Here is a 21,620-nt window from a genome sequence, read left to right as displayed (position 1 = left end):
GCTTTTATAAATTTAGGAACTTGTTAATTTTTAATTTTTAATTCGGAGCGAAGCGACGTGACTGTTTTAATCATTACTCACAGCCAAGACAACGAAAGTATTCCTCTAGTTATTCAGGCAATTGAAGCCCAAGGAGGGAAAGCATTTCGTTTTGACACAGACCGATTTCCCACAGAAATCACCTTAGATGTTTACTATGCTAAAAGTGAGCGAGTTACTCTAAGCGTTGAAGACCAGACATTAGATTTGAGTGAAGTGTCAGCAGTTTGGTATCGCCGCATCGCAATTGGGTCAAGAATTCCCGACTCGATGGACAAGCAACTCAGACAAGCCTCACTCAAAGAATCTCGCGTCACAATTGAGGGAATGATTGCCAGTATTAAAGGCTTCCATCTCGACCCTCTGCCAAATATTCGCCGAGCCGAAAATAAGCAACTGCAATTACGAATAGCACGAGAGATTGGTCTAGATACGCCACGCACTCTGACTACAAACAATTCAGTGGCAGTAAAGCAATTTGCCCAAGAGTGTAAGGAGGGAATGATTACAAAGATGCTCTCTTCCTTCGCTATTTACGATGAACAAGGACGAGAAAAAGTTGTGTTTACGAATCCAATTTCATTTGAGGATCTGGACAACCTCGATGGATTACGTTTCTGCCCAATGACATTTCAAGAAAAAATCCCCAAGGCATTAGAATTGCGGACAATTATTGTAGGCAAACGTGTGCTGACGGCGGCGGTTGATTCTCAAGCTTTGAATCAGGCGCGTTACGATTGGCGCAAACAGGGAATTGCCTTACTCGACGCTTGGGAACCATACACTCTGCCAGAAGATGTCGAAGAGAAACTGCTCAAACTCATGGCAGAATTTGGTTTGAACTACGGAGCTATTGATATTATTTTGACTCCTGATGGTCGTCATGTATTTCTTGAGGTTAACCCAGTTGGCGAGTTTTTCTGGTTAGAACGCTGTCCTGGCTTACCGATTTCTCAGGCGATCGCACAGGTTCTACAAAATTGAAGGGGGCAGGGGGCGTCTACTCAAAATTTAGAGAGAATTGGTATTAAAATATGTAGCTGTGAAAAGTATGCAATTAGTTGTCTCAGAACTTGTACCAGCCACAACAACCGCCTCAGCATGAATGATACTGTTGGTCAATTTGCGAGGGGTTAAACTCCCCATCCCTAAAATCTTGGTTTTGCGTTGCTTTCCCGCCCTGCAATAAATTGCGGGCTAATAGCTAAAGTGCGTTTAAACGCACTGAAATTAAAGAAATTAAGATGGGGCTGATGGGTTAGATTCCCTACAAATTCGCCAGCACTATCATGAATTCTGGGGCTATCTTCTAAAGAAGGCTGAATAAGGATTGAGTCCACTTGAGTGGACTTGCGCTATTAGCCAGAGAATTCATTCTCTGGCGGGAAAGGAGGCAAGTGCAAGATATAACTTATAGAATTCGAGTGAAGAGATTCCCAAAGAAGACTTGTAGATTCAGTTAATGTATGCAGTTACTAGTTAATGAACTGTCCCTCTCAATGATTCAGCATCAACGGGTTTAATTAGGAAAGTCTGCAATAGATGCCCAACAATGGAAGCTATCAAGGGTAATTTTTGGCAGAATTTGACAACTGGTGAGCGATTGCTGTTATTAATCTCTGCTAGTTTCAAATTGAGGTCAGAACACTTTTCCAACCGCCGGAAGAACTCTGGATGATTTGTATTCAAAATCAGAGGAAATGCCCGCGCGGCAGTGTTATTCGTCTCTTGAATGACTCTAGTATTATATTCGCGCGGATCTATCCCAATGGATTGATAAAACGTGGCGCGTTCAAATACGGTCAATGTGTGAGTCGCAAAAACACTCAGCAAAAAGAAACGCACCCATAATCTAGCTCTCCAATTGTTCCATAGTTGAGGTTGCGATCGCAGCAGTGCTTTGAAAAAATCTCCATGTCGATTTTCATCCTGACACCAACTTTCAAACTTACGGAATAGTGGATAAATTTGGTGTTCTGGATGTTTCTCCATGTGGCGATACACCAAGATATAGCGCCAGTAGCCAATTTTCTCAGACAGGTAGACTGTGTAAATAATCCACTCTGGCGGAAAGAAGGTATAAGTGCGATTTTTGGTTAAATAACTTAAGTCGAGGGAAAGATTAAAATCTGCCATTGACTTATTTAAAAATCCCGCATGGCGTGCTTCATCCCGCGCCATAAAATTAAAAGCATCCGCCAAAATCGGATTGCGGTTTTTCAGACGGCGTGATAACTCTTTAAACAGCAGAAACCCAGAAAACTCTGAGGTGCAGGAACGTTCCAAAAAGTCAATAAAGGCGACGCGTGTTTCCCCATCAATGTGATCCCAACACTGCTGAAATTCTTCATCACGGACAAAGTGATGACGGTTATAGTCAGCTCGTAACTCCTCTACAATTGCCAGTAACTCCGCTTCCTGGGACGAAATATCCAACTGCGCCGCAGTTTCAAAGTCAGTGGTGTAAAACCGGGGTGTTAATAATGTTTCTTGGACAGGCGCTTTTACACCTGGTTTTAGCAACTCAGGTTGCGAGGTTTCCAGAGACTTAACCATAAGAATCCTTTGATTATTTCATCCTTTAAAAGTTATATAAGCATAAATAGTTGTTTGTAGACATCAGTTAAATTATTGAGAGTAAATTGTGAGAAATAAACTTATTACCCGTTGTTTCAGGAGAGTTTAAATGCCTATTCCCCAATCAGTTTTGTTACTACTCAACTAGGATGTGCCTAATGGTAGAAATTATAAAAACATAAATAAATACTAATATCTTTATAGTTATATATAAATTAATAGTTAAATAATCTTAGGAGAAATAAAAATAGTTGGGATCTACATCGGCAGTGGTACTTGCCAGATAGAGTGATGCAGATCCTCTCTAAACCTAGAATAACAATAGACCTCTTGCATAAATCAAACAATTTGAACCCCACCCCGCCAAAGCTAGGCTTTGTCTCCCCTAAGAGCTTGCGGGGAGGGGTTGGGGGTGGGGTGTTAGGGACTTTAGTCATTCGTCATTAGTCATTTATCATTCTCCCCCTGCCTCCCCTGCCTCCCCTGTCTCCCCTGCTCCCCCTGCCTCCCCTGCCTCCCCTGCCTCCCCTGCCTCCCCTACTCCCCACTCCCCACTCCCTACTCCCCTCATTCATTGGAAAGCAACTCAATGGTTTTTCTATTACCTGGTGTCAAGTTTGATCTGGATCTGATTCAAAAGTACGACACTCGCGCACCTAGATACACCAGTTACCCGCCTGCTACAGAGTTAAGCGAAACATTTACTGAAACTGATTTTAAGGCCGCGATCGCAGCCTCGAACCAACGGAAAACTCCTCTTTCTTTGTATTTCCACATCCCCTTTTGCCAAAGTGCTTGCTATTTCTGCGGCTGTAACACGGTAATTTCCAACAACAAGAATATTGCCAAACCTTATGTAGAATTTTTGGCTCAAGACATTAAAAACACCGCAGCTTTAATCAATCCAGATAGAAAAGTGCTGCAAATCCACTGGGGAGGCGGTACTCCTAATTACTTGGATCGTCACCAAATAGAATTTTTATGGAAAAACATCAATCGCCATTTCAACATCGATCCACAAGCAGAAATCTCAATTGAGATTAATCCCCGCTATATCGATAAAAACTACATTTTCTTTTTAAGAGAAATTGGGTTTAACCGGATTAGTTTTGGCATTCAAGATTTTAATAGCCAAGTTCAAGTAGCTGTAAATCGCGTCCAGCCAGAAGAAATGCTATTTGATGTCATGAGTTGGGTTAAAGAAGCCAAGTTTGAAAGTGTGAATGTAGACCTTATTTATGGTTTACCTTATCAAACCCGCGAAACGTTTCGGGAGACGTTGAAAAAAACTGTTGAGTTAGATCCTGACCGAATTGTTGTCTTTAACTTTGCATATATACCGTGGATCAAACCTACGCAAAAAAATATTCCTCAAGAGGCGCTACCCCCAGCCGAGGAAAAGTTAGAAATTCTGAAAATGACCATTGAAGAATTGACAAATAACCAATATCTATTTATTGGGATGGATCATTTTGCTAAAACTAATGATGAACTAGCGATCGCTCAACGCAATGGCACTCTCAAACGCAATTTCCAGGGCTACACTACCCATGCTGAGACAGAACTATTTGGTTTTGGTTCTACATCCATCAGTATGCTAGAAGATGCTTATGCTCAAAACCACAAGGAATTAAAAGATTATTATCAGGCAGTTGCAGCAGGTGCTTTACCTGTTAGCAAAGGTATCAAACTTACTCAAAATGACATCATCAGACGGGATGTGATCATGGGTATTATGTCTCACTTTCAGTTGCATAAGCAAGACATTGAAAACAAATATGATATCAATTTTGATGAATATTTCTCTGAGGAACTAGAGGCGTTAAAACCATTAGAAGCCGATGGGCTAGTCAATTTATCAAAAAATCAGATCCAGATTACAGACATCGGTAGATTACTAGTCAGAAATATTGCCGTCATCTTTGATACTCACACAAGAACGCGACAGACAAAATTCTCTCGTGCCATTTGATATCACTTTTGCAAATATCGGCTACCTATTATCCCCTCAATCTACCTTGAAAATAACGGTTGAGGAGATTTAACTAATTACGAATTATATCATGTCCGGGTAATTAGTTATGATTTCCATAGCCATTGCGCCCCACACGCCAGATGCTCCACTTGGGGAGACCCCAAGACCGCACTGGCTCCCCTTAATCCCCTCCCCGCTTGCTCTTAGGGGAGACAAAGCATAGCTTTGGCGGGGTGGGGTTCTTCGGGTTTAATAAGCAATCAGGCGAACATGATATTACAAAATACGAATTATTTTAACGCATCACCAAAAAGTTAGATTATTTTTTACATCTTGAGATAGATATAAAAAAATATAATTGAGTAATGTATTAGTGTCTAGTTCTAGAGCAAATAACGTCTAGACTTATGTATTCAATAACTCCTGATTTATCTGGCAAAAATTCATATAGCATTTTTCTACTATAAATAAATGCCAATTTCCATCTTAATCTTGATGTAAAGTTTTTTGTCTAACTTTCGGATTTAGCATTTATCCCATCTGGTAGAAAGAATTGTGAATCAGAGTTGATAACTTAGATATAAGTGAGATTGTTGAGGCAGTTATGAGTATTCTTGCTTGGGTAGTTTTAGGACTTTTGGCAGGTGCCATTGCTAAAGCTATTTATCCTGGTTATCAAGGTGGTGGAATTCTCTCCACAATGATTTTGGGTATTATTGGGGCTTTCGTCGGTGGAAGTCTATTTACCTTACTACGAACAGGAACTCTGCAAATTACTGCGGCTGGGGCTGGTTTAACTCTTCCAGGTATTTTAGTGGCTGTAGTTGGCGCAATTGTTGCTATTTATCTATGGGGATTAATCAGAAGAAGCAGCAATGCTTAATCCCTGATTGGCAGTTATCAACACTGACATGACTACTGTATTTTATTGGTCTTCTAGTTAACCAGTTCGAGAAGCTATATCTTGAAAGATGCTAAGAGACAATAAAATAGTTTATCAATTCTGTAAAATCATAATTTTTGGAAGTGTAAATCTATGTTTTTTCACAAAAAAGAGCCTATTCATGCAGTTAACGTTACTGAACCAAATCCTCGTTTTGCTCAGTTGCTTTTAGAGCAGTTTGGCGGAGCTACTGGAGAACTTAGTGCAGCACTTCAATATTGGGTTCAATCATTCCATGTCGAGAATGCTGGAATTAAAGACATGCTTCAAGACATTGCGATCGAGGAATTCAGCCATTTAGAAATGGTTGGTAAACTCATTGAAGCTCATACTAAGAATACGGATCAAACAGAGGCTTATAAAAGTACTCTCTTTGCAGTCCGAGGGATTGGGCCTCATTTTCTAGATAGTCAGGGTAATGCTTGGACTGCAAGTTACTTGAATGAAGGCGGAGATGTAGTGCGTGATTTGAGAGCTAACGTTGCAGCTGAAGCTGGCGCTCGTCAAACTTACGAAGAGTTAATTAAGTTGGCAACTGACAAAGGAACCCAAGAGACTTTAGTCCATCTGTTAACACGAGAAATTTCTCATACCCAGATGTTTATGAAAGCTCTAGATTCGCTGGGTAAGTTGACAGATCCGTTCTTTGGTAATATTAAGCCAGATGAAACTGTTGCTCTTTACTACAACCTATCTACAGACGGTAATGGTCAAGATGAGCGTGGCCCTTGGAATTCTGAGCCAACATTCAAATACATTGCAAATCCGCTAGAAAGTCACTCTTAATTTCATAGATTGCAGTTAGAGCTTCTTGAAAACTCCCAATTATTAGGTGGGCAAACAGCCCACCTTCTTTAGCAATAGTTAAACTGTTTGTCTATAGCGGTTCTCGTTTATGTGAGGTACATCGGTAAGGGCACGGCACTGCCCATAGGTGTCAACTTAACGTGAAACCCTTGTAAAGATGTGATATTGAGTTCACTCACTTACCCATCATGATCCGCGTCACCCCACCCCAGTTTTGTCTAAAGCCAAAACTTCCCCTCCCCGCTTGCGGGGAGGGGATTAAGGGGTGGGGTAAAATGACTGTGGAATGAAGCTCTCTGACTTAAGTTGACACCAATGGGCACTGCCGTGCCCCTACACCTGGCGATATAATGTTGTACCGCATCTGAATGTGAACCGCTATACATCAGGGATTTTTGAGGGAGAATTTAGCTTTATCTAAAAGATTCCCGATTTCTTAGAGAAGTCGGGAATCTAAGCCGATCAGTATTTGCTGATATTGATTTGGACGCAACACGCGCTTTGGATATATATCTGTGCGCTCAGATAAATGGACTATGTTACACTAAATTGAAAATGGCTATAAATATTAAGCCACAATTAAGTCACACTGAAGAAGTCAGAGCGATCGCCTCTTCAAATCTACCCCGACGTTTCTGAATTCAGAAATTAATTCAACTCAAAATCAAAACTAAGAATCAGGAGATTTATTTGTGATTGTCAACGCTACGCCAAATGGTTGGGAAGTTATTTATCACCGCGCCCATGCTTTATTAGCAGCTCAACTTGCAGGACAATGGCGGCGTAAAGATGCGCCAGTAAGGTTATATGAAACCGTCGCTGCAATTTCTCATCACGATGACCTAGAAAAAGAGTGGGAAGAGGACATTCTTACTGAAGCAGGTGCGCCACTGGACTTCACTCTCACCACAAAAAAGGATGTAGAGATTGGTATTAAGAAACTGGCCGATCTGGCAAAGAATGCCCGCTACCGGGGACGGTGGGTGGCTCTATTAATTTCCATGCACATCAGCCGTTTAAATGAGTCAAGCCGGGGTAAGTTTCCAGAACTAGACAAAATTTTAGATGAGCAACTTCAAAACCAGCAACGTTGGCGCAAGGAACTGGGCATCGAAAAGGAAGAAGTTGATGCAGCCTATGCATTTATGCAATGGTGCGATCGCCTTTCTCTCATCTTATGTCAGCAAGAACTACCTGCTGATGAGCGATTTTTAGAAATTAGCAAGGGCCCTGAAGGTCAGCGCTATGACATCATGCAGCGCAGCGATAACTTGGTTGTTGTCAAACCCTGGCCCTTCCAAGACGATAAATTCACGGTCAACGTCGAAGCCTGCGAACTCTCCCAAGTAAAATTTGAAAGTAGCACCGAATTAGCTCAAGCACTACAAGAAGCTCCCATCAAGGCACTAGAGTGGACATTCGTTAAGAGTTAGATAGTTGTCGCCGCCATAGTCACTAAGTGAAGCCTCCCGATGGGGGCTTTTGGTATTGGAAAAGTTTCTCTGGCTTTTCAATATCAATTGCAAGCAGGATCTATTCGCTATTAGTATTCAATAAAAAAGAGCCAGATAACTAACTCTCTGGCTCAAGGCTGGAGACAAAAGAATCATCGAATAAAGGCTAATTTGGGTAAAAACCTAAATTCTTCCCAAGTTATGCAGCCCTAAGACAACGCCCACTCCTAAGATATGACCAAAGGCGGTACTTGCTAAAAGGGCTGGCAAACCAAAATTACCTAAAAAATTGACTGAGGGTAGTCTTGGTTCTGCGTTGGGATACTTGATGGTAGATTTGCCAATGACAATGGCAACGATATTGGCAAGAATTATAATCAGTCCAACGGTAGGACTCCATTGCAGAGGTGTGGTTGCGGCAGCGAGTAAGGTTGAAGTAAACACCTGATTTGCTCCTGAAATTTATTAATGATTGCAAATATAATCTGAGACTTTCCGAAGCAAATTCCAGAAAGTACCCGATTTTGCATCAATATTTAACACTTATTCTCACTACTTAATACAACGTGAGTTCAACGGGATAAATTCAGGACTTACATAAAAATCGCCAAAAAGCTTAATTTATCGAACTACTTTTTCTACAAGAAGCTGTGCGTGCGGCTGCTTTTTCGCTTCGTCAAACTCACACTAATGTATGTATCTATGGGATTATATCTGCACAAACAAGACGAGAACTATAATAGTTATCTATCAAAAGTATTAGATATTCTGAATTAATATCGCAATCCGAATTGAAAAAGAGAAAGTATAGAAGCTCAAAGTACGTATTTACAACCTTTTCAGCCATTTTAATTTTTATAAGTTTTATAATCTATATATAAAAAATATAATTTTCATCTATCAAAAGTATGAAATCTAAAGATAAAAATTTTCTATATCTAAAGAAATTAAATATTTGTTGTATTTAATCTAATAGTATACTTCTGGCAGAAGATGTAAAAAAATATTAGGCATAGTAAATTAAAATCAATATTAATCAAAGTTCCTAAACAATTCGGGCAAGTGTGCTATACACGAGTTTGGAACAGCTTAAAACTTTGTTAAAATCAGCAACACACAAACTATGAATACCACCGAAAAACGTATCGCCTTGATTTCCGTCCACGGAGACCCGGCGATTGAAATAGGGAAAGAAGAAGCTGGGGGACAAAATGTTTATGTGCGTAACGTGGGTGAAGCACTAGCGCACCTGGGATGGCAAGTTGATATGTTTACTCGCAAAGTGAGTCTGGAGCAAGACTCGATTGTTGAACACAGCGACAATTGCCGCACTATTCGTTTAAAAGCTGGCCCCCTTGAGTTTGTGCCGCGAGATGAGATTTTTGAATTTCTGCCAGAATTTGTGGATAATTTCCTCAAATTTCAAGTAAAAAATGGCATTAAATACGAGTTAGTTCACACTAACTATTGGCTCTCTAGTTGGGTGGGGATGCAGTTAAAGAAAATCCAACATAGTAAACAGGTTCACACCTACCACTCTTTAGGAGCGGTCAAGTATAACACTATAGATAATATTCCTCAGATTGCAAGTGTGCGATTAGCAGTGGAAAAAGAGGTGTTGGAAAAAGCAGAGCGAATTGTGGCGACAAGTCCGCAAGAACAGCAACACATGCGATCGCTAGTTTCCACTAAAGGCAATATCGACATCATTCCCTGCGGTACAGATATTCAGCGCTTTGGCTCGATTGCACGAGAAGCAGCCAGGACTGAATTGGGAATTGAGAAAGATGCCAAAGTTGTATTATATGTAGGACGTTTTGACCCACGCAAAGGGATAGAAACCTTGGTGCGTGCAGTAAACGAGTCTGGGCTACGCGACTCCAAGAATCTCCAGCTAATTATTGGTGGTGGTAGTACTCCAGGTAACAGCGACGGCATAGAACGCGATCGCATTGAGCAAATCGTCGATGAATTGGGGATGAGTGACTTTACCACTTTTGCTGGTCGTCTGAGTCAAGATATTTTGCCAACTTATTACGCAGCTGCCGATGTTTGCGTTGTTCCCAGTCACTACGAACCCTTTGGACTGGTAGCGATCGAAGCGATGGCAAGCGGTACACCAGTGGTAGCAAGTGATGTCGGAGGACTTCAGTTTACTGTAGTTAATGAAGAAACTGGTTTATTGGCACCACCGCAAGATGTAGATGCCTTTGCATCTGCCATCGACCGAATTCTCTTAAATCCAGAGTGGCGAGACGAATTGGGTAAAGCTGGTAGAAAGCGTGTCGAAAGTAAGTTTAGCTGGGATGGCGTAGCACATCAACTGAGTGAACTTTACACCCAACTGTTACAGCCACAAACAGTAGCCTCAACAGCAAAAGAACTAATCGAGTCAACAGCCGAATTAGTGCAGTCAACAGCAAAAGAACTAGTGGAGTCAACAGTCGAATTAGTGCAGTCAACAGCAAAACAGCCAGTTTTGGTTGCTAAATAATTCTCTTGCTTGACAGATAATGGTGAATGGGTAACTTGGAAGTAAGCAATAATTTTATTTTTCTAGTCGTCACTCACCATTACTCAATCATTTCTTCTAAATATTCCTCTAGGCTGAGTGATTTCCATTATTAGTTTAATTAATGCAAATTACTTAGCTCAGAGTACCAGTCCCAACAACCGCCTCAGAATGAATTCTGAGGCTACTATTGCATTCTTCTAAAGAAGACTCAATAAGGATTAGAGTCCACTTAAGTGGACTTGCGCTATTAGCCAGAGAATTTATTCTCTGGCGGGAAAGTGGGCATGTGCAAGATATAATATGATGTCCGGCAAATCACCCTTAATATGTCATTGCGAGTAAAACGAAGTGAAACGACGCAATTCACTTGCGTTTTTGGGATTGCTTCCCTTCGGTCGCAATGACGGTTATTTGAACGGACATGATATAACTTATACCATTTATTGGTGAGGCTGCGTCAAACCCTTTTAACTTCTTTGTTTCTTTGTGTCCTACCCTGTGGCAAGCCCTTCGGGTTCGGGGGTAAGGCTACCTACACAGTCCAGTCTTGCTGATCAAATTAAAGCAGTTATAACTACTGATAGTACTTTGGGTTTAACTTTGGCAGCGATCGCTTGAGCGAGGAAAACTCTTCACCAAAAACAAACTGTATAAAAAACTCACTTGTCACCTAAGCGCAAAAGTCTATCTAATGATAAATAAATTTCTGCGTTTTTTTATTGGCAGCTATCACCAAACCAAGTAACCGCTATGATAGTTGAGGTCTGCTATGCTTTGACTAAACGAAGATAAAAGCATAGCGATCGCCACCATTTGAATGTTAACAACTAATCGCTTTGCAACCAGTTGACTTTACCACTCTCACAGCTGCTTGTAGCGAAATCCGCGCTAACTGGCTACCATCACGCTTAGAACAGGTTTACCAGCGCGATCGCTACACGATTGCTATGGCATTACGCACCCTGAAACAGCGAGATTGGCTACAAATTTCTTGGCATCCCCAAGCTGCACATATTTGTATCGGCGATCCACCACCGCGATCGCCAGATACCTTTACCTTTAGCCAACAACTGATACACCAATTGAATGGTTTAGCACTAGTAGCTATTGAAGCGATCGCCCCTTGGGAGCGTGTTATTGATTTGCAATTTGCCCGTCGTCCTGGAGAAACCGCCCTATATCATGTCTATGCAGAAATCATGGGCAAGTATAGCAACGTCATTCTCACCGACGCCAACAATATAATTATCACTGCTGCTCATCAAGTCAGTCAGCAACAATCTAGTGTCCGTCCCATCCAAACCGGACAACCTTATGAAACACCACCGAAACTGACTGGGACTGTCCCCAGTTTGAACGAATCCCAAGAACGTTGGCAAGAACGGGTAAGTTTAGTGCCAGGAGCAATCAAGCGGCAATTGCTCAAAAGTTATAGCGGCTTGAGTGCCGCACTACTGGAATTAATGCTGCTAGAAGCAAATATCGCACCAGAAACATCCACCGATACTCTCAACCCCGACGACTGGCGACGGCTATTTGAACGTTGGCAAGAATGGTTGCAAGCTTTGGATTCCAGTGAGTTTCAACCCGCTTGGACAAAAGATGGCTACACCGTAATGGGTTGGGGTGCAGTTGAAAAGGTCAAAGATATCCAGGAGTTACTCAACCGCTACTACAGTAACCAAATTGACCAACAGTTATTTTCTCAATTGCGCCATCAGTTGAGTCAGAAATTGAATAATATTCTGGCGAAATTACGGAATAAAGCTCAAACCTTTAAGACGCGCTTGCAGCAATCAGATCAAGCTGATGAGTATCGGCAAAAAGCTGATTTATTGATGGCTCATTTGCAAAACTGGGAACCGGGGATGAAAGAAATTATCCTTGCTGATTTTGATACAAATTTGCCAGTAGCGATCGCCCTTCAGCCAGATAAAAATGCCGTCCAAAATGCCCAAAGTCTTTACAAACAGCACCAAAAGCTCAAACGCGCTCGTGCTGCCGTGGAACCGCTACTATTAGAAGTGCAGACAGAAATTGAGTATTTAGAACAAGTAGAAGCTGCAATCGCTCAGATAGACACCTACCAAACAGCAGAAGATTTGCGAGCTTTAGAAGAAATCCGCGAAGAGTTGATTGGACAAAAGTATTTAGAAGATCCAGAATATCGCAGTCGCAGTGCCAATGAACCCCCCAGCACCAACTTTCATCGTTACCTTACCCCTAACGGCTTTGAAGTATTAATCGGTCGCAACAATCGCCAGAATGACCAATTGACCTTTCGTGTAGCTGGGGATTATGACTTATGGTTCCACGCTCAAGAAATTCCAGGGAGCCATCTGCTACTACGTCTAGAACCCGGTGCTGTTGCAGAAGAAGTTGATTTGCAATTTGTAGCTAATCTTGCCGCCTACTACAGTCGCGCCCGTCAGAGCGATCAAGTGCCAGTAGTTTACACTCAGCTAAAACACGTCTACAAACCCAAAGGAGCAAAACCGGGAATTGCAATTTACAAGCAGGAAAGCATCCTCTGGGGAAAACCACAAATGGTCATTAGTCATTAGTCATTAGTCACTTGTACTGAGCGGAGCCGAAGTATTAGTCATTTGTCATTAGTCAAAAATTAAGAATTCTTCCCCTGCTTCCCCTGCTCCCCCTGCTCCTCTACTCGACTCTTTTTCTACCCTGCGATTTGCTGAATTATCCTGATAGATAGAAGCTTTTAAACTTTGCTCCTATCTTTTTTGATGAAGTTTCACGAAAAATCTGTGTTGACTGTTACAATATTGTTAAGAAAAGTTGCCCGTTGCATTTTGGGAACGCGCAATTGGGTTTTAACTCTCTTGAGAAGACAACGCAAAAAAACAAACATTTTATAGACCAGCTGTGGGAGGCTGGTCTTTTTGTTTTTTAAGTGCTTATAAGGCAATACGCTTGGGTTAAGGCTTTACTCTTTGTCAAAGTGAATTTTTTTAACGAACCGCAAAGAACGCAAAGGACACGTTCGCGCAGCGTCTCGAAGAGAAGGAAGAAAAGGAAGAGAAGAAAGAGAAGAAAAAATGCTTAACTGAACTGTATTGGCTTATAAGGTACTTCTGGCAACCATTCTATATCTGGTGCATCAGGCAAAAAGTGGTCTGCATGAACTTCCACGTTTGCACCCACACTACGTAGAGCATCTGCAACATATTTCTTTCCTAACGCTCTGTCAATAAAGAAAATCGACTTGTCTGCTTTATTCACGCTGCTTGAGACAGAGACAATTCACATCGAATAGCTTCTTCAACCTGGAGGCGATCGCAACCATAATCATCAGCCAAATTATCAATCGACTCACCAGCTTTATATCGCTCTGCCAAAATTGCTGTTGGGATTCCCGTTCCGATTAATACTGGACGACCAAATGAAATTCTAGGGTCAATCACTAAAGTTTTAGGAGATTCTTTTTCCATCAAGCTTTCAGTTAGTCGTGTCAAGGGAAAAAGTTCATCAATTTTGCGGTTGAGCGCGGCTAGCCCTTGTTCGATATCTTTGCAAACTTCTGCCATTTACCGACCTACTTTATTTGCAAGATTTTTCAGGCGATCGCCAATTTCCTTGCAAGGCACACAGCAATACCCAGGATATTTATTATGTGTACATTTGTGAGAGCCTTCGGGGCAGTCTTCGTCGCAAGAAACTTGAAAACTGTTACCATCGGGCACACCTATAGTCATGTTCCCAGTATTATTTTTGATATACAAAGTCTTATCTTTGTAAGCAACTTTTAGAGGTGAGGGGAAGAGATATTCTTGCCCTGAAATAATAATTTTGGCTTGATTTCGATTTTCACAATAAGTTTTGAAAATTAGCAGACAGGCATCGCAACTCCCTTGTGGTGACGCTCCATCTAGCCAGTCTGCAAGAGTCTCTTCATTTAATAGCGTGATAGTCCCAGGCGTTGCGCCAAAACCATATTGTGCTAAATTAATCCCGTTGTCCGAAGGAAAATGATATCGATTTCCATAAACAGGATTTGGTGTCCATCCTGGGTTGCTGGCGCACGCAAGAAACCAGACATCAACACCACCCCCGTCTTTACCTTTCCAGCCATAACATTGCTGCATAATCTAGCCTTTTGATAGAATTTTTACGCATTAGAAAATGGATCTAGTGGTGGCGTAAAGTTTGCTGAATATCTCACTTTCCCTAGCGTGATCCTAAAATCATCTATATAGGCATTAAGCCAAGACGAACCATAATTATTGTCTCCTGGAGATCCTCCGATGTATCCAGTAGTGGCTCCAGAAGTAGGATTGGCAGTAATTGTTTTAGTGAGTATTCCATTTAAGTACAAGGAAATTACCCCGAATGAATCACGATTAACAGCCCAGTGTAGCCATTGATTTGTAGGCAAAGCGTATGTCACAAAAGCGGCGTCCGTGCCGATGCGGTCGGTTGCGAGTATCAAAGCACCCGATTGTGCGCCTCCAGGGTTATTGTATGTTGTAAAAATTGCGCGACTACCCGTTTGAGACAATGGATAAATCCAGCATTCAATTGTCCAAATAGGATTTACAGAAGAGCGTAAATCAATTGCTGTTCTTGCTATCCCAAGCACGGCATTAGTTCCATTCAGGTATAAAGAACTATTGCCAAATTTGCTTCTTATAGTGCTAATAATTGGGCTACCGGAAGTGCTGATTGTCTTGCCTGTTACTTCCGTAAAGGTTGTGCTGTTATTAGCTCCGTCGAAATGCATTAATAAAGCAACGAAGCTAAAATAATCGTCATTTGCAAGTCGTAATGAATTGCTTAATGCATACCATCCTGTAGTGCTATCTACCCAAAGCAGCCTTGTGTACCCTGGATTAAATTTTAATGCAGTGGCATAGGAAACTCCCTTGAATTTTGTTAATGAAACTAATACATCAACGGGAGCATTATTGTAGATTTCAATATCTCCAAATGTCGTTGGCAGCGTAACAGTAAAAACAGCAGATCCAGACAAAATTGCTTTCGTGTTGATGGCGGGAGAGTAATCGGCAGAAACTATCGCCCACGGTACAACTGATGTACCTCCATTACCAGTATTAAGTGATTCTAGTGTTGTTATCCGAGCGATAAGATTAAGGATCGCGCTAATGTTGCTGGCAATATTAGCGCTATTAGTAGCAATGGCGCTGGTAAGCTCTGTCAGAAAATTACCTCTACTAATGTGGCGTGTTATTCCACCACTTTCCTGTATAGGGATTAAATCAGTATCATCAGAAGTAATTTTTTCTATACCAAGTGACTTAATTTGCATAAAATTGCAGTCATCTGAAATCTGTTAATGCTTGAAATCATTTTCATTAATAAATCTGTAATCTTATCTTAATCTGTCAACTTAATTAAGATAAAGAATGACTTTCGTAGTGATGTACAATTATTTCATTCCGCACTCTATCTGTGTAGCTATCAGGAATATAAAATCGCCATTGAAACATCTCCAATGATTCCCAGAGATTTCTATTATCGTAGTCAATGGCGATATTGTTTTCGTCTGTAATCGGGGTATTGTTTTCGTCTGTCAGAATTCCTTGAAAGTTTTCAAGTGCCTTTAGTAAAATTGCTACCACCAATTGTTGGGCACGATTATTTGTTGTGGCAGTCATACCGAGTACCGATAAGTCAGATTTTTTGATAATCAATTCGTCGGCGGTCTGGATAGCATTAACACCAAATAGGTCTTGAAGAGTTAGTGCAAGCATGTTTAATAATCGTCTGGGTCAATTACATCTGCACCAGTCAACATTTTGTCAACTTCTACAGAGATGGTATTTCTCAGATAAATTGTATTGTTGCGCGTGGCAATAGAAGGGCTAAAACCTTCGACTACTGCAACACTTTGATCCACATTGGTATCGCGTGCCGTGTCGGTAAGCACTGCTTTAAATTTCAAAATAATGGCTAACAACAGAGATTCAGCCGTGTTATTGGCGCTGGCTGTTAGTCCAACTGCCACCAAATCAGCTTTACTAATTGTCAGTGTCGTAGCGTCCTGGGTCGCATTAAATCCAAATACTTGAATTAAGGTCGGTTCTGCCATAAAAGCGGATTAGTGAAGTGAATATAATCCGTTGTATGACTGATTAAAAATTATGTAAATATTCCAGTTTTATGTAAAACTGGAGTATTCACGGATTCCGCCAAAGTATTCCTGGCAATACAATAGAGCCTATATTTGCTCGGAGCAGATATAAAGTAAATTCCACTTTTACCATTAGCCAAAGTAAAAGTGGAATATCTAAAAGTTGGTTCAAGATATGAAAAATAACAGAAGTGGACAAGCTGCCACACTGTCCAATGATGAATACTCTAAAATCCGCAGACAAATCGTAAGTGAAAAGTACAAAATCCTTTTCGCTTTGGGGTGGTATACCGGCGAACGTTGGGGAGCTTTAATTCAACTGAAAGTCTCAGATGTTTACGATCCTGATGGTAAGCCATATTCAGAAATCACTTTCAGGGCTACTACCCGAAAGAAAGATCCAGACGGAAATAGCGAAACTCGACAAATTCCGATTCACGATTTACTACGTGAGCAACTGGGGTATTACAAGCCAGACAAAGATAGTATTTGGCTTTTTCCTGGTCGAGACTTTGAAAAACATACTTGCTTGCGTAATGCTTACGATATCCTCACTAGTGCTGTTGAGAAAGCGGGACTAGCAAGCAAGGGTGTTAGCACTCACAGCACTCGGAGAAGTTTTGTTACCAACCTGCACAATAACGGTATCAGTTTGGCAACGATTAAACGACTTACCGGACATAAAGACATCAAGTCTTTAGAACGTTATATCGATATCGGCGCTGACCAGTTGAAAGGCGCGATCGCTACTCTATGAACCCCAATTTCTTCGACAAACCGCATCTGAGGCGAATACTCTAGACCTGGTTGATAACACATTAGCTTTCGCGATCGCGCTTTGGCTTATGAGCGCGATAGCGATTTTTATGCCTTCACGCTATGATTGCCGTATCACACGGCAATACAGGATTTTGATGATGAACAAGGGAGGACGGACTAGCACCACATGGGGGACTGGTAGCACCTGGCGCAGCAGAGAATTTAAAACGATTAGAGTCCCAGTTGCCCTTGCTGATGAAATTATGGAATATGCCAAAGCGCTAGACGCTGGAATTGCCGTATCACACGGCAATACAGCCGAAATCATCATTGAGGCTATCACTCGCTACATCGAATACAAACGGCTCAATTACCACCCTAACCAGAACTCGAAGCAACTCGACATCAGCACCCGCGCTTGGGACGAACTGCGAAAGTTTCAAAAGCTTGTGCAAGAGAATCCAGCCGCTTTGGACATCGATGCCTACGGCGGCAAGCTACACGATACTTGTCGATCGCACTCTGCCGCACTATAATTAGCCACTCAATTTTCTAAGTTGACTTGGCTGGAAGGGGCCATAACAGTCAGTACCTGCCCTGGTTTTCCCCTCAATCCAGATACCACCTGAGTGAACTGCACTAATTGTGAATACTCTGTCTTTGAATTTCTTGTGTTCATCCAAGACTGCCACCTCTTCACTAACCTTGAACTCTGGCAGGGGGTAAAGTTCAGACAATTTCACCCGAATTTTATCTGTAGGATTCCCAGCCTGGTAGACTTCGGCTTCTGGCAGGGATTTAAAAAGCTTCCACACCATTACTTGGTTATTGAGTCGCGGCGACCAGTAAATACCCTTTTCCTGAAAATTATCTCGTTTTAGGGGAGATGGGGGCAGGCTTTGTAGTATGTCGCTGTTGTCATCGAGGCGATCGCAATCGCCGTTGCAAATCTCATGCACAACCTCATGCACAACTCCTTGCACAACTTCATCGCCCTCTGAAGTGCTTGTCAGGCAATCGTTTTCAGGAATGATAACGGAGTTGTGCAGTTGTGCATGATTAATTTGAGTTTTTTCCTCTATTTGTAATTCCGGTTTTTTCTCGTTTTCTAGCATACTTAGATGCACAACTCCTTTGTCACTCGGCTGAGATACTTCCTCTACATGGCTTACGCTAATGTTAAGTAGTTGTGCATCGGAGTTGTGCATATAGTTGTGCAGGGTTGTGCAATCGAAATTATACACTTCGCTAGACTGGAGAATTTCGTTTTTCTGACAAGCTTTTGAGCCGTTTTCAGAGTTGTGCCACGGAGACGATTCAATTGTTACGCTTGGTAACGGATTTTCTGTACTACAATCTTCGGACTCCCGTGCAATGTAGTACAACTTGCTTGTACCACGAAAGCTTTTCTCATCAAGAGTTACTATCCCGTCTCTGGCTAATTGCAATAAACAGCGTCTGGCGTTCGCAGGGCTGGTACTGATGTAGTGGGCTACTTCCTCAGCTTCATACTTGATATTGGCGTGTTCCTGCAAGAATTTGATGATCCGGTCTTTGGTGGAGTTGTCTGGTGAGCCTAATTCTTGACCAACTTCCTCTAACAGAGAGAAACTAAAATCTTCTTCATTGAAGAACAGTCGATAGCTTGCAGGGAATCGACGCGATCGCGATTTTTCAATGGTGAGAATTTTCTCCTGGGGGTTGGCGTTGGGGTTGGTGTCTTTCTCAAGTTTGATAACTTCGGAGACGGCGTTTCTAATTGATGTTGTCCCCCTAGACCCTCCGTTTTTGTTGGTGTGGTGAATGATGACTACAGTTATCCCGGTTTCAGCCGCAAACTTGTTTAGCTCCAGGACGCAGCGAGAATATTCTGTTCTGTTTTCGTCGTAAAGGGAGTAGCGGTTGGCGAACGTTAGGGAGTCAATCATTACGATCGCAGGTTGAAATTCAGCAGCGTCTTCATACAATATCGGCATTGCATCTGTATTCCAGCCAAACCTAACTGCTGTCCTTTGACGAACTTCTGTCCCTGGTCTAAAGCCGCGCTTATTGAGCGCCTGGAGCATATCGTGCTTTGACTCGTCCCCTTGGTAAATCAAAACGCGCCGGCTATCGGCAGTAGCAGGAAAGCCATTCCAGTTCTTGCCAGAGGCGATGCAGTGGAGTAAATCATAAAGCCACTTGGTTTTACCAACGCCACCATCGGCAATCACTAGCGCTGTGGTTGCCTGTGCAAGGATTCCGCCTAAGAGCCATTTTCTTCCCTGTGTGCCGACTTCCTCTTCAAGGTTTTATTCTCAAATGCTACACAGATATCTGTCCATTCTGTCTGTGTATCGTAAGCTAAATATTCAAGTTCATTAGCAGTTCTAATTACTTCTCGGCGATTGGCATTTATGATAATTAATCCAGCCAAACTATCGATGTTGACGGCACTAACTGTTCTGTCAACAAGAGTAGCTAACTTATTCCTGCCACCAATTCTTGCTAGCAAATCATGGTCTGATAGCCAGCTAGTAACATGCAGCAAGCCCGATGGGCCGCCTGTTGGTAGTCCTTTTTTACAAACACTAAGACAGGCTTGGTAAATATCCTTGTGTGCGCCGATATAAAAGTGTTCTGGTCTTAATCTGTCTTTAACTTGATAGATAGCATTTGGATCAAGGAATATTCCACCTAGTACCAATTCTTCGGCTTCTGTATTGCATGGTGGCAGCCTGTTATTATCAGGCTTAAAGTTTGGTTCTTCAGTGTATGTATAGGGGATTACTATCATTGCTCTGTCCCCCGATTAGCTAGTTTTGAATTATTTAATGTGGTAGAGTATGAGAAAAGAACGGATATTTTACCGATTAATCTTCGTAAGTGTTTGTTCATTTTTTTTACTGATATTTTTTGCGTTTGATTCACCAATGTCTAAATTGGTGAGTTTTTTTTACGTGTGATGAATTGCCTAGTTACTATTAAAACATCCTTGGTAATTTGAACAGTTCAGTTTTCTTTGATTAGCTAGGAGATTGGGGTATCGCAAAGTTGCAGGTAAAGGAGAAAGTTATCCAACTCCTCTTCGGTCAGTTGAAGGCGCGATCGCACTCCGTAGTATTTCCACAAGTGCTCTCGACCTTGGTCTTCTGTCCAACCCAATCGATACATTTCGAGGTCTGTTTTACCTACTAGTTCGCTGAATTTTTCGTATGTTGGTTTGGTCATTGGGCATTGGTCATTAGTTATTGGGCAAGAGCGATCGCACTTTCTTTTTCACGCAGCAGTGAAGTCAACGTAATAGCTAGTCCCAACAGAGAATTGAGACCACGCGGCTGGGTTGGTGATTTGGAGTGTAATGTTACCGGCTGGTGTCGCTTCCCAGAAAGTTAGGTTTTCTTCATTAGGTGGGTTGGTGGTTACTGGGGCGAGGATAACTGTTGCTATCTGAGTTTCGTGGTCGAGGGTATTTTGTTGACAGGTGAATTTAGCTCTGATCATTGGTTTTATTTGTTGGTGGTTTGGTCAATCAAATCTTCGTGGCGATCGCACTCCGGTTTGAAGTGAGGCGATAGCCACGAATAAAGCCGTCTACCCGAATAGGTAAACGGCTTTATTCTTTATTTGGTATATCTTGTAAGGCTTCACCTAACAGGGTGTATAAATCTTCGATTTCTGCTGTTAGTTGCTTCCTCTCATGTAGGCTGTTTTCAAGCTGCTTTTGCTGAGAGTCAATTACAGTTAGGCAGGCTTCATGTAATTCTTTCAGCCTACGATGAATTCCCCCAATAGTTGCTTGTCCTCCAAGAGAAGCCCATGATCCAGTTTTATTTCTCCCCTCGCTATTTGAATAAAAAACTGTGTCCGATTCATGCCTAATTGAGAGGCTTTGTCCTTCAAGGATTCCCAATCTTGAGCCGACATTCTTACTGTTGCATTGATCGTCTTTTTCTCTGTCGTGGTTTCTTCTGTCATCTGTTATAGGCATAGCAACCCCTAAATTATTGCACGTGCTAAAAGGATGATTCTGCACGTGCTTTATAAAAATATGCTTGACTTCTATTATTGCACGTGCAATAACTATTAAAAGATACTAGCACGTGCAAAATAATTTTGCACCATACAAACCTCCCCAACGCCTAACCCTTTGCGTTGCAACCGGAGCTTTTCCCCCGCGCCTTGTCCTTGCGCGGAAACACCCTGTACCTGATGCTCAATGACCGATAACTAACTCCCAAACAGACAGAGATAGCAGCCTGTAGCGGTAACGCAAATGAAAGACCTGCTGAGGAGTTGAGTAAGTAAAAAGGCGACCAACTACCGTCCAACAGAGCGATCGCCTTCATAAAACAATGGAATTTTATCTTAAGGAGATTGTACCAATGCCTAAAATACATTTCACTTCTAACGATCCAGAGTGGACTGAGTGGTGGGTCAACCCGGTCGAAGATGGGAGT

At 41.9% G+C, this 21,620-nt stretch carries 21 protein-coding genes and 1 pseudogene; 9 read left to right on the top strand and 13 right to left on the bottom strand.

Annotated elements, in window-relative coordinates; all coding sequences use genetic code 11:
- Positions 1 to 57: 57 nt before the first annotated feature.
- Complete coding sequence (locus LC586_RS12170) at positions 58 to 1,023, top strand: MvdD family ATP-grasp ribosomal peptide maturase (protein WP_229484796.1); 966 nt, start codon at positions 58 to 60, stop codon at positions 1,021 to 1,023.
- A 495-nt stretch (positions 1,024 to 1,518) separates the two neighbouring features.
- Here the strand turns inward: LC586_RS12170 and acsF are convergent, their stop codons facing one another.
- On the bottom strand, positions 1,519 to 2,595 hold the full coding sequence (gene acsF, locus LC586_RS12165) for a magnesium-protoporphyrin IX monomethyl ester (oxidative) cyclase (RefSeq protein ID WP_229484795.1): 1,077 nt from the start codon (positions 2,593 to 2,595) through the stop codon (positions 1,519 to 1,521).
- Positions 2,596 to 3,205: 610 nt separating this feature from the next.
- Between acsF and hemN the strand changes: the two genes are divergently transcribed.
- The 4 genes from hemN (at position 3,206) to LC586_RS12145 (ending at position 7,774) form a co-directional block, all read left to right on the top strand.
- Entirely contained in the window at positions 3,206 to 4,588 is a 1,383-nt protein-coding gene (gene hemN / locus LC586_RS12160) for an oxygen-independent coproporphyrinogen III oxidase (protein ID WP_229484794.1), read from the top strand.
- A 607-nt stretch (positions 4,589 to 5,195) separates the two neighbouring features.
- The gene (locus LC586_RS12155; protein WP_229484793.1) at positions 5,196 to 5,474 is read left to right on the top strand and encodes a GlsB/YeaQ/YmgE family stress response membrane protein; all 279 of its coding nucleotides are present in this window, start codon (positions 5,196 to 5,198) and stop codon (positions 5,472 to 5,474) included.
- Positions 5,475 to 5,627: 153 nt separating this feature from the next.
- Positions 5,628 to 6,320 carry a manganese catalase family protein gene (locus LC586_RS12150; protein WP_229484792.1) on the top strand — a complete coding sequence of 231 codons (693 nt, stop codon included), beginning with the start codon at positions 5,628 to 5,630 and terminating at the stop codon, positions 6,318 to 6,320.
- 713 nt (positions 6,321 to 7,033) lie between these two features.
- Positions 7,034 to 7,774 carry a DUF3891 family protein gene (locus LC586_RS12145; RefSeq protein ID WP_229484791.1) on the top strand — a complete coding sequence of 247 codons (741 nt, stop codon included), beginning with the start codon at positions 7,034 to 7,036 and terminating at the stop codon, positions 7,772 to 7,774.
- 204 nt (positions 7,775 to 7,978) lie between these two features.
- Here LC586_RS12145 and psaK read toward each other — a convergent pair whose 3' ends face one another.
- Positions 7,979 to 8,239: a photosystem I reaction center subunit PsaK gene (psaK, locus tag LC586_RS12140; RefSeq protein WP_229484790.1), complete on the bottom strand. Its 261-nt coding sequence runs from the start codon at positions 8,237 to 8,239 to the stop codon at positions 7,979 to 7,981.
- A gap of 679 nt (positions 8,240 to 8,918) precedes the next feature.
- Here psaK and LC586_RS12135 point away from each other — a divergent pair.
- Positions 8,919 to 10,151, top strand: a pseudogene (locus LC586_RS12135) (glycosyltransferase family 4 protein); the annotation flags it as partial.
- A gap of 995 nt (positions 10,152 to 11,146) precedes the next feature.
- On the top strand, positions 11,147 to 12,874 hold the full coding sequence (locus tag LC586_RS12130; protein ID WP_229484788.1) for an Rqc2 family fibronectin-binding protein: 1,728 nt from the start codon (positions 11,147 to 11,149) through the stop codon (positions 12,872 to 12,874).
- Positions 12,875 to 13,373: 499 nt separating this feature from the next.
- Here the strand turns inward: LC586_RS12130 and LC586_RS40405 are convergent, their stop codons facing one another.
- The 6 genes from LC586_RS40405 to LC586_RS12100 form a co-directional block, all read right to left on the bottom strand.
- Complete coding sequence (locus LC586_RS40405) at positions 13,374 to 13,553, bottom strand: PIN-like domain-containing protein (RefSeq protein WP_229484787.1); 180 nt, start codon at positions 13,551 to 13,553, stop codon at positions 13,374 to 13,376.
- Positions 13,550 to 13,858 carry a DUF433 domain-containing protein gene (locus LC586_RS12120; protein ID WP_229484786.1) on the bottom strand — a complete coding sequence of 103 codons (309 nt, stop codon included), beginning with the start codon at positions 13,856 to 13,858 and terminating at the stop codon, positions 13,550 to 13,552. Before LC586_RS12120 ends, LC586_RS40405 begins: the two co-directional genes overlap by 4 nt.
- Positions 13,859 to 14,416, bottom strand: coding sequence for a hypothetical protein (locus tag LC586_RS12115; RefSeq protein WP_229484785.1), 558 nt, complete (start codon positions 14,414 to 14,416; stop codon positions 13,859 to 13,861).
- A 23-nt stretch (positions 14,417 to 14,439) separates the two neighbouring features.
- On the bottom strand, positions 14,440 to 15,597 hold the full coding sequence (locus LC586_RS12110; protein WP_229484784.1) for a LamG domain-containing protein: 1,158 nt from the start codon (positions 15,595 to 15,597) through the stop codon (positions 14,440 to 14,442).
- Positions 15,598 to 15,682: 85 nt separating this feature from the next.
- Positions 15,683 to 16,042 (bottom strand): hypothetical protein, encoded by a 360-nt coding sequence (locus LC586_RS12105; protein ID WP_229484783.1) that lies wholly within the window; start codon positions 16,040 to 16,042, stop codon positions 15,683 to 15,685.
- 2 nt (positions 16,043 to 16,044) lie between these two features.
- Positions 16,045 to 16,380: a hypothetical protein gene (locus tag LC586_RS12100; protein ID WP_229484782.1), complete on the bottom strand. Its 336-nt coding sequence runs from the start codon at positions 16,378 to 16,380 to the stop codon at positions 16,045 to 16,047.
- 217 nt (positions 16,381 to 16,597) lie between these two features.
- Between LC586_RS12100 and LC586_RS12095 the strand changes: the two genes are divergently transcribed.
- Together LC586_RS12095 and LC586_RS12090 are read left to right on the top strand one after the other, a co-directional pair.
- Complete coding sequence (locus LC586_RS12095; protein WP_229484781.1) at positions 16,598 to 17,179, top strand: tyrosine-type recombinase/integrase; 582 nt, start codon at positions 16,598 to 16,600, stop codon at positions 17,177 to 17,179.
- A gap of 109 nt (positions 17,180 to 17,288) precedes the next feature.
- Complete coding sequence (locus LC586_RS12090) at positions 17,289 to 17,717, top strand: hypothetical protein (protein WP_229484780.1); 429 nt, start codon at positions 17,289 to 17,291, stop codon at positions 17,715 to 17,717.
- Here the strand turns inward: LC586_RS12090 and LC586_RS12085 are convergent, their stop codons facing one another.
- The 5 genes from LC586_RS12085 to LC586_RS12065 all read right to left on the bottom strand — a co-directional run bounded on the left by LC586_RS12085 (position 17,718) and on the right by LC586_RS12065 (position 21,151).
- Entirely contained in the window at positions 17,718 to 19,394 is a 1,677-nt protein-coding gene (locus LC586_RS12085) for an AAA family ATPase (RefSeq protein WP_229484779.1), read from the bottom strand.
- Positions 19,395 to 19,426: 32 nt separating this feature from the next.
- Entirely contained in the window at positions 19,427 to 19,957 is a 531-nt protein-coding gene (locus LC586_RS12080) for a DnaB-like helicase N-terminal domain-containing protein (protein ID WP_229484778.1), read from the bottom strand.
- A gap of 233 nt (positions 19,958 to 20,190) precedes the next feature.
- Entirely contained in the window at positions 20,191 to 20,391 is a 201-nt protein-coding gene (locus LC586_RS12075) for a hypothetical protein (protein WP_229484777.1), read from the bottom strand.
- 48 nt (positions 20,392 to 20,439) lie between these two features.
- A complete protein-coding gene (locus LC586_RS12070) occupies positions 20,440 to 20,664 on the bottom strand; it encodes a hypothetical protein (protein WP_229484776.1) in 225 nt (74 codons plus the stop codon).
- Positions 20,665 to 20,776: 112 nt separating this feature from the next.
- A complete protein-coding gene (locus LC586_RS12065; RefSeq protein WP_229484775.1) occupies positions 20,777 to 21,151 on the bottom strand; it encodes a hypothetical protein in 375 nt (124 codons plus the stop codon).
- Positions 21,152 to 21,620: the final 469 nt, after the last annotated feature.

Source organism: Nostoc favosum CHAB5714, assembly GCF_020829495.1.
Lineage (GTDB): Bacteria > Cyanobacteriota > Cyanobacteriia > Cyanobacteriales > Nostocaceae > Nostoc > Nostoc favosum.
Note: the sequence above shows the minus strand (reverse complement) of the source record. Positions and strands in the feature narration are given on the sequence as shown.

What these genes read in the sequence shown, in the direction of transcription:
- acsF (WP_229484795.1), bottom strand. Translation starts at nt 2,595, where the DNA reads ATGGTTAAGTCTCTGGAAACCTCGCAACCTGAGTTGCTAAAACCAGGT.
- hemN (WP_229484794.1), top strand. Translation starts at nt 3,206, where the DNA reads ATGGTTTTTCTATTACCTGGTGTCAAGTTTGATCTGGATCTGATTCAA.
- LC586_RS12155 (WP_229484793.1), top strand. Translation starts at nt 5,196, where the DNA reads ATGAGTATTCTTGCTTGGGTAGTTTTAGGACTTTTGGCAGGTGCCATT.
- LC586_RS12150 (WP_229484792.1), top strand. Translation starts at nt 5,628, where the DNA reads ATGTTTTTTCACAAAAAAGAGCCTATTCATGCAGTTAACGTTACTGAA.
- LC586_RS12120 (WP_229484786.1), bottom strand. Translation starts at nt 13,858, where the DNA reads ATGGCAGAAGTTTGCAAAGATATCGAACAAGGGCTAGCCGCGCTCAAC.
- LC586_RS12115 (WP_229484785.1), bottom strand. Translation starts at nt 14,416, where the DNA reads ATGCAGCAATGTTATGGCTGGAAAGGTAAAGACGGGGGTGGTGTTGAT.
- LC586_RS12110 (WP_229484784.1), bottom strand. Translation starts at nt 15,597, where the DNA reads ATGCAAATTAAGTCACTTGGTATAGAAAAAATTACTTCTGATGATACT.
- LC586_RS12105 (WP_229484783.1), bottom strand. Translation starts at nt 16,042, where the DNA reads ATGCTTGCACTAACTCTTCAAGACCTATTTGGTGTTAATGCTATCCAG.
- LC586_RS12100 (WP_229484782.1), bottom strand. Translation starts at nt 16,380, where the DNA reads ATGGCAGAACCGACCTTAATTCAAGTATTTGGATTTAATGCGACCCAG.
- LC586_RS12095 (WP_229484781.1), top strand. Translation starts at nt 16,598, where the DNA reads ATGAAAAATAACAGAAGTGGACAAGCTGCCACACTGTCCAATGATGAA.
- LC586_RS12090 (WP_229484780.1), top strand. Translation starts at nt 17,289, where the DNA reads ATGCCTTCACGCTATGATTGCCGTATCACACGGCAATACAGGATTTTG.
- LC586_RS12080 (WP_229484778.1), bottom strand. Translation starts at nt 19,957, where the DNA reads ATGATAGTAATCCCCTATACATACACTGAAGAACCAAACTTTAAGCCT.
- LC586_RS12075 (WP_229484777.1), bottom strand. Translation starts at nt 20,391, where the DNA reads ATGACCAAACCAACATACGAAAAATTCAGCGAACTAGTAGGTAAAACA.
- LC586_RS12070 (WP_229484776.1), bottom strand. Translation starts at nt 20,664, where the DNA reads ATGATCAGAGCTAAATTCACCTGTCAACAAAATACCCTCGACCACGAA.
- LC586_RS12065 (WP_229484775.1), bottom strand. Translation starts at nt 21,151, where the DNA reads ATGCCTATAACAGATGACAGAAGAAACCACGACAGAGAAAAAGACGAT.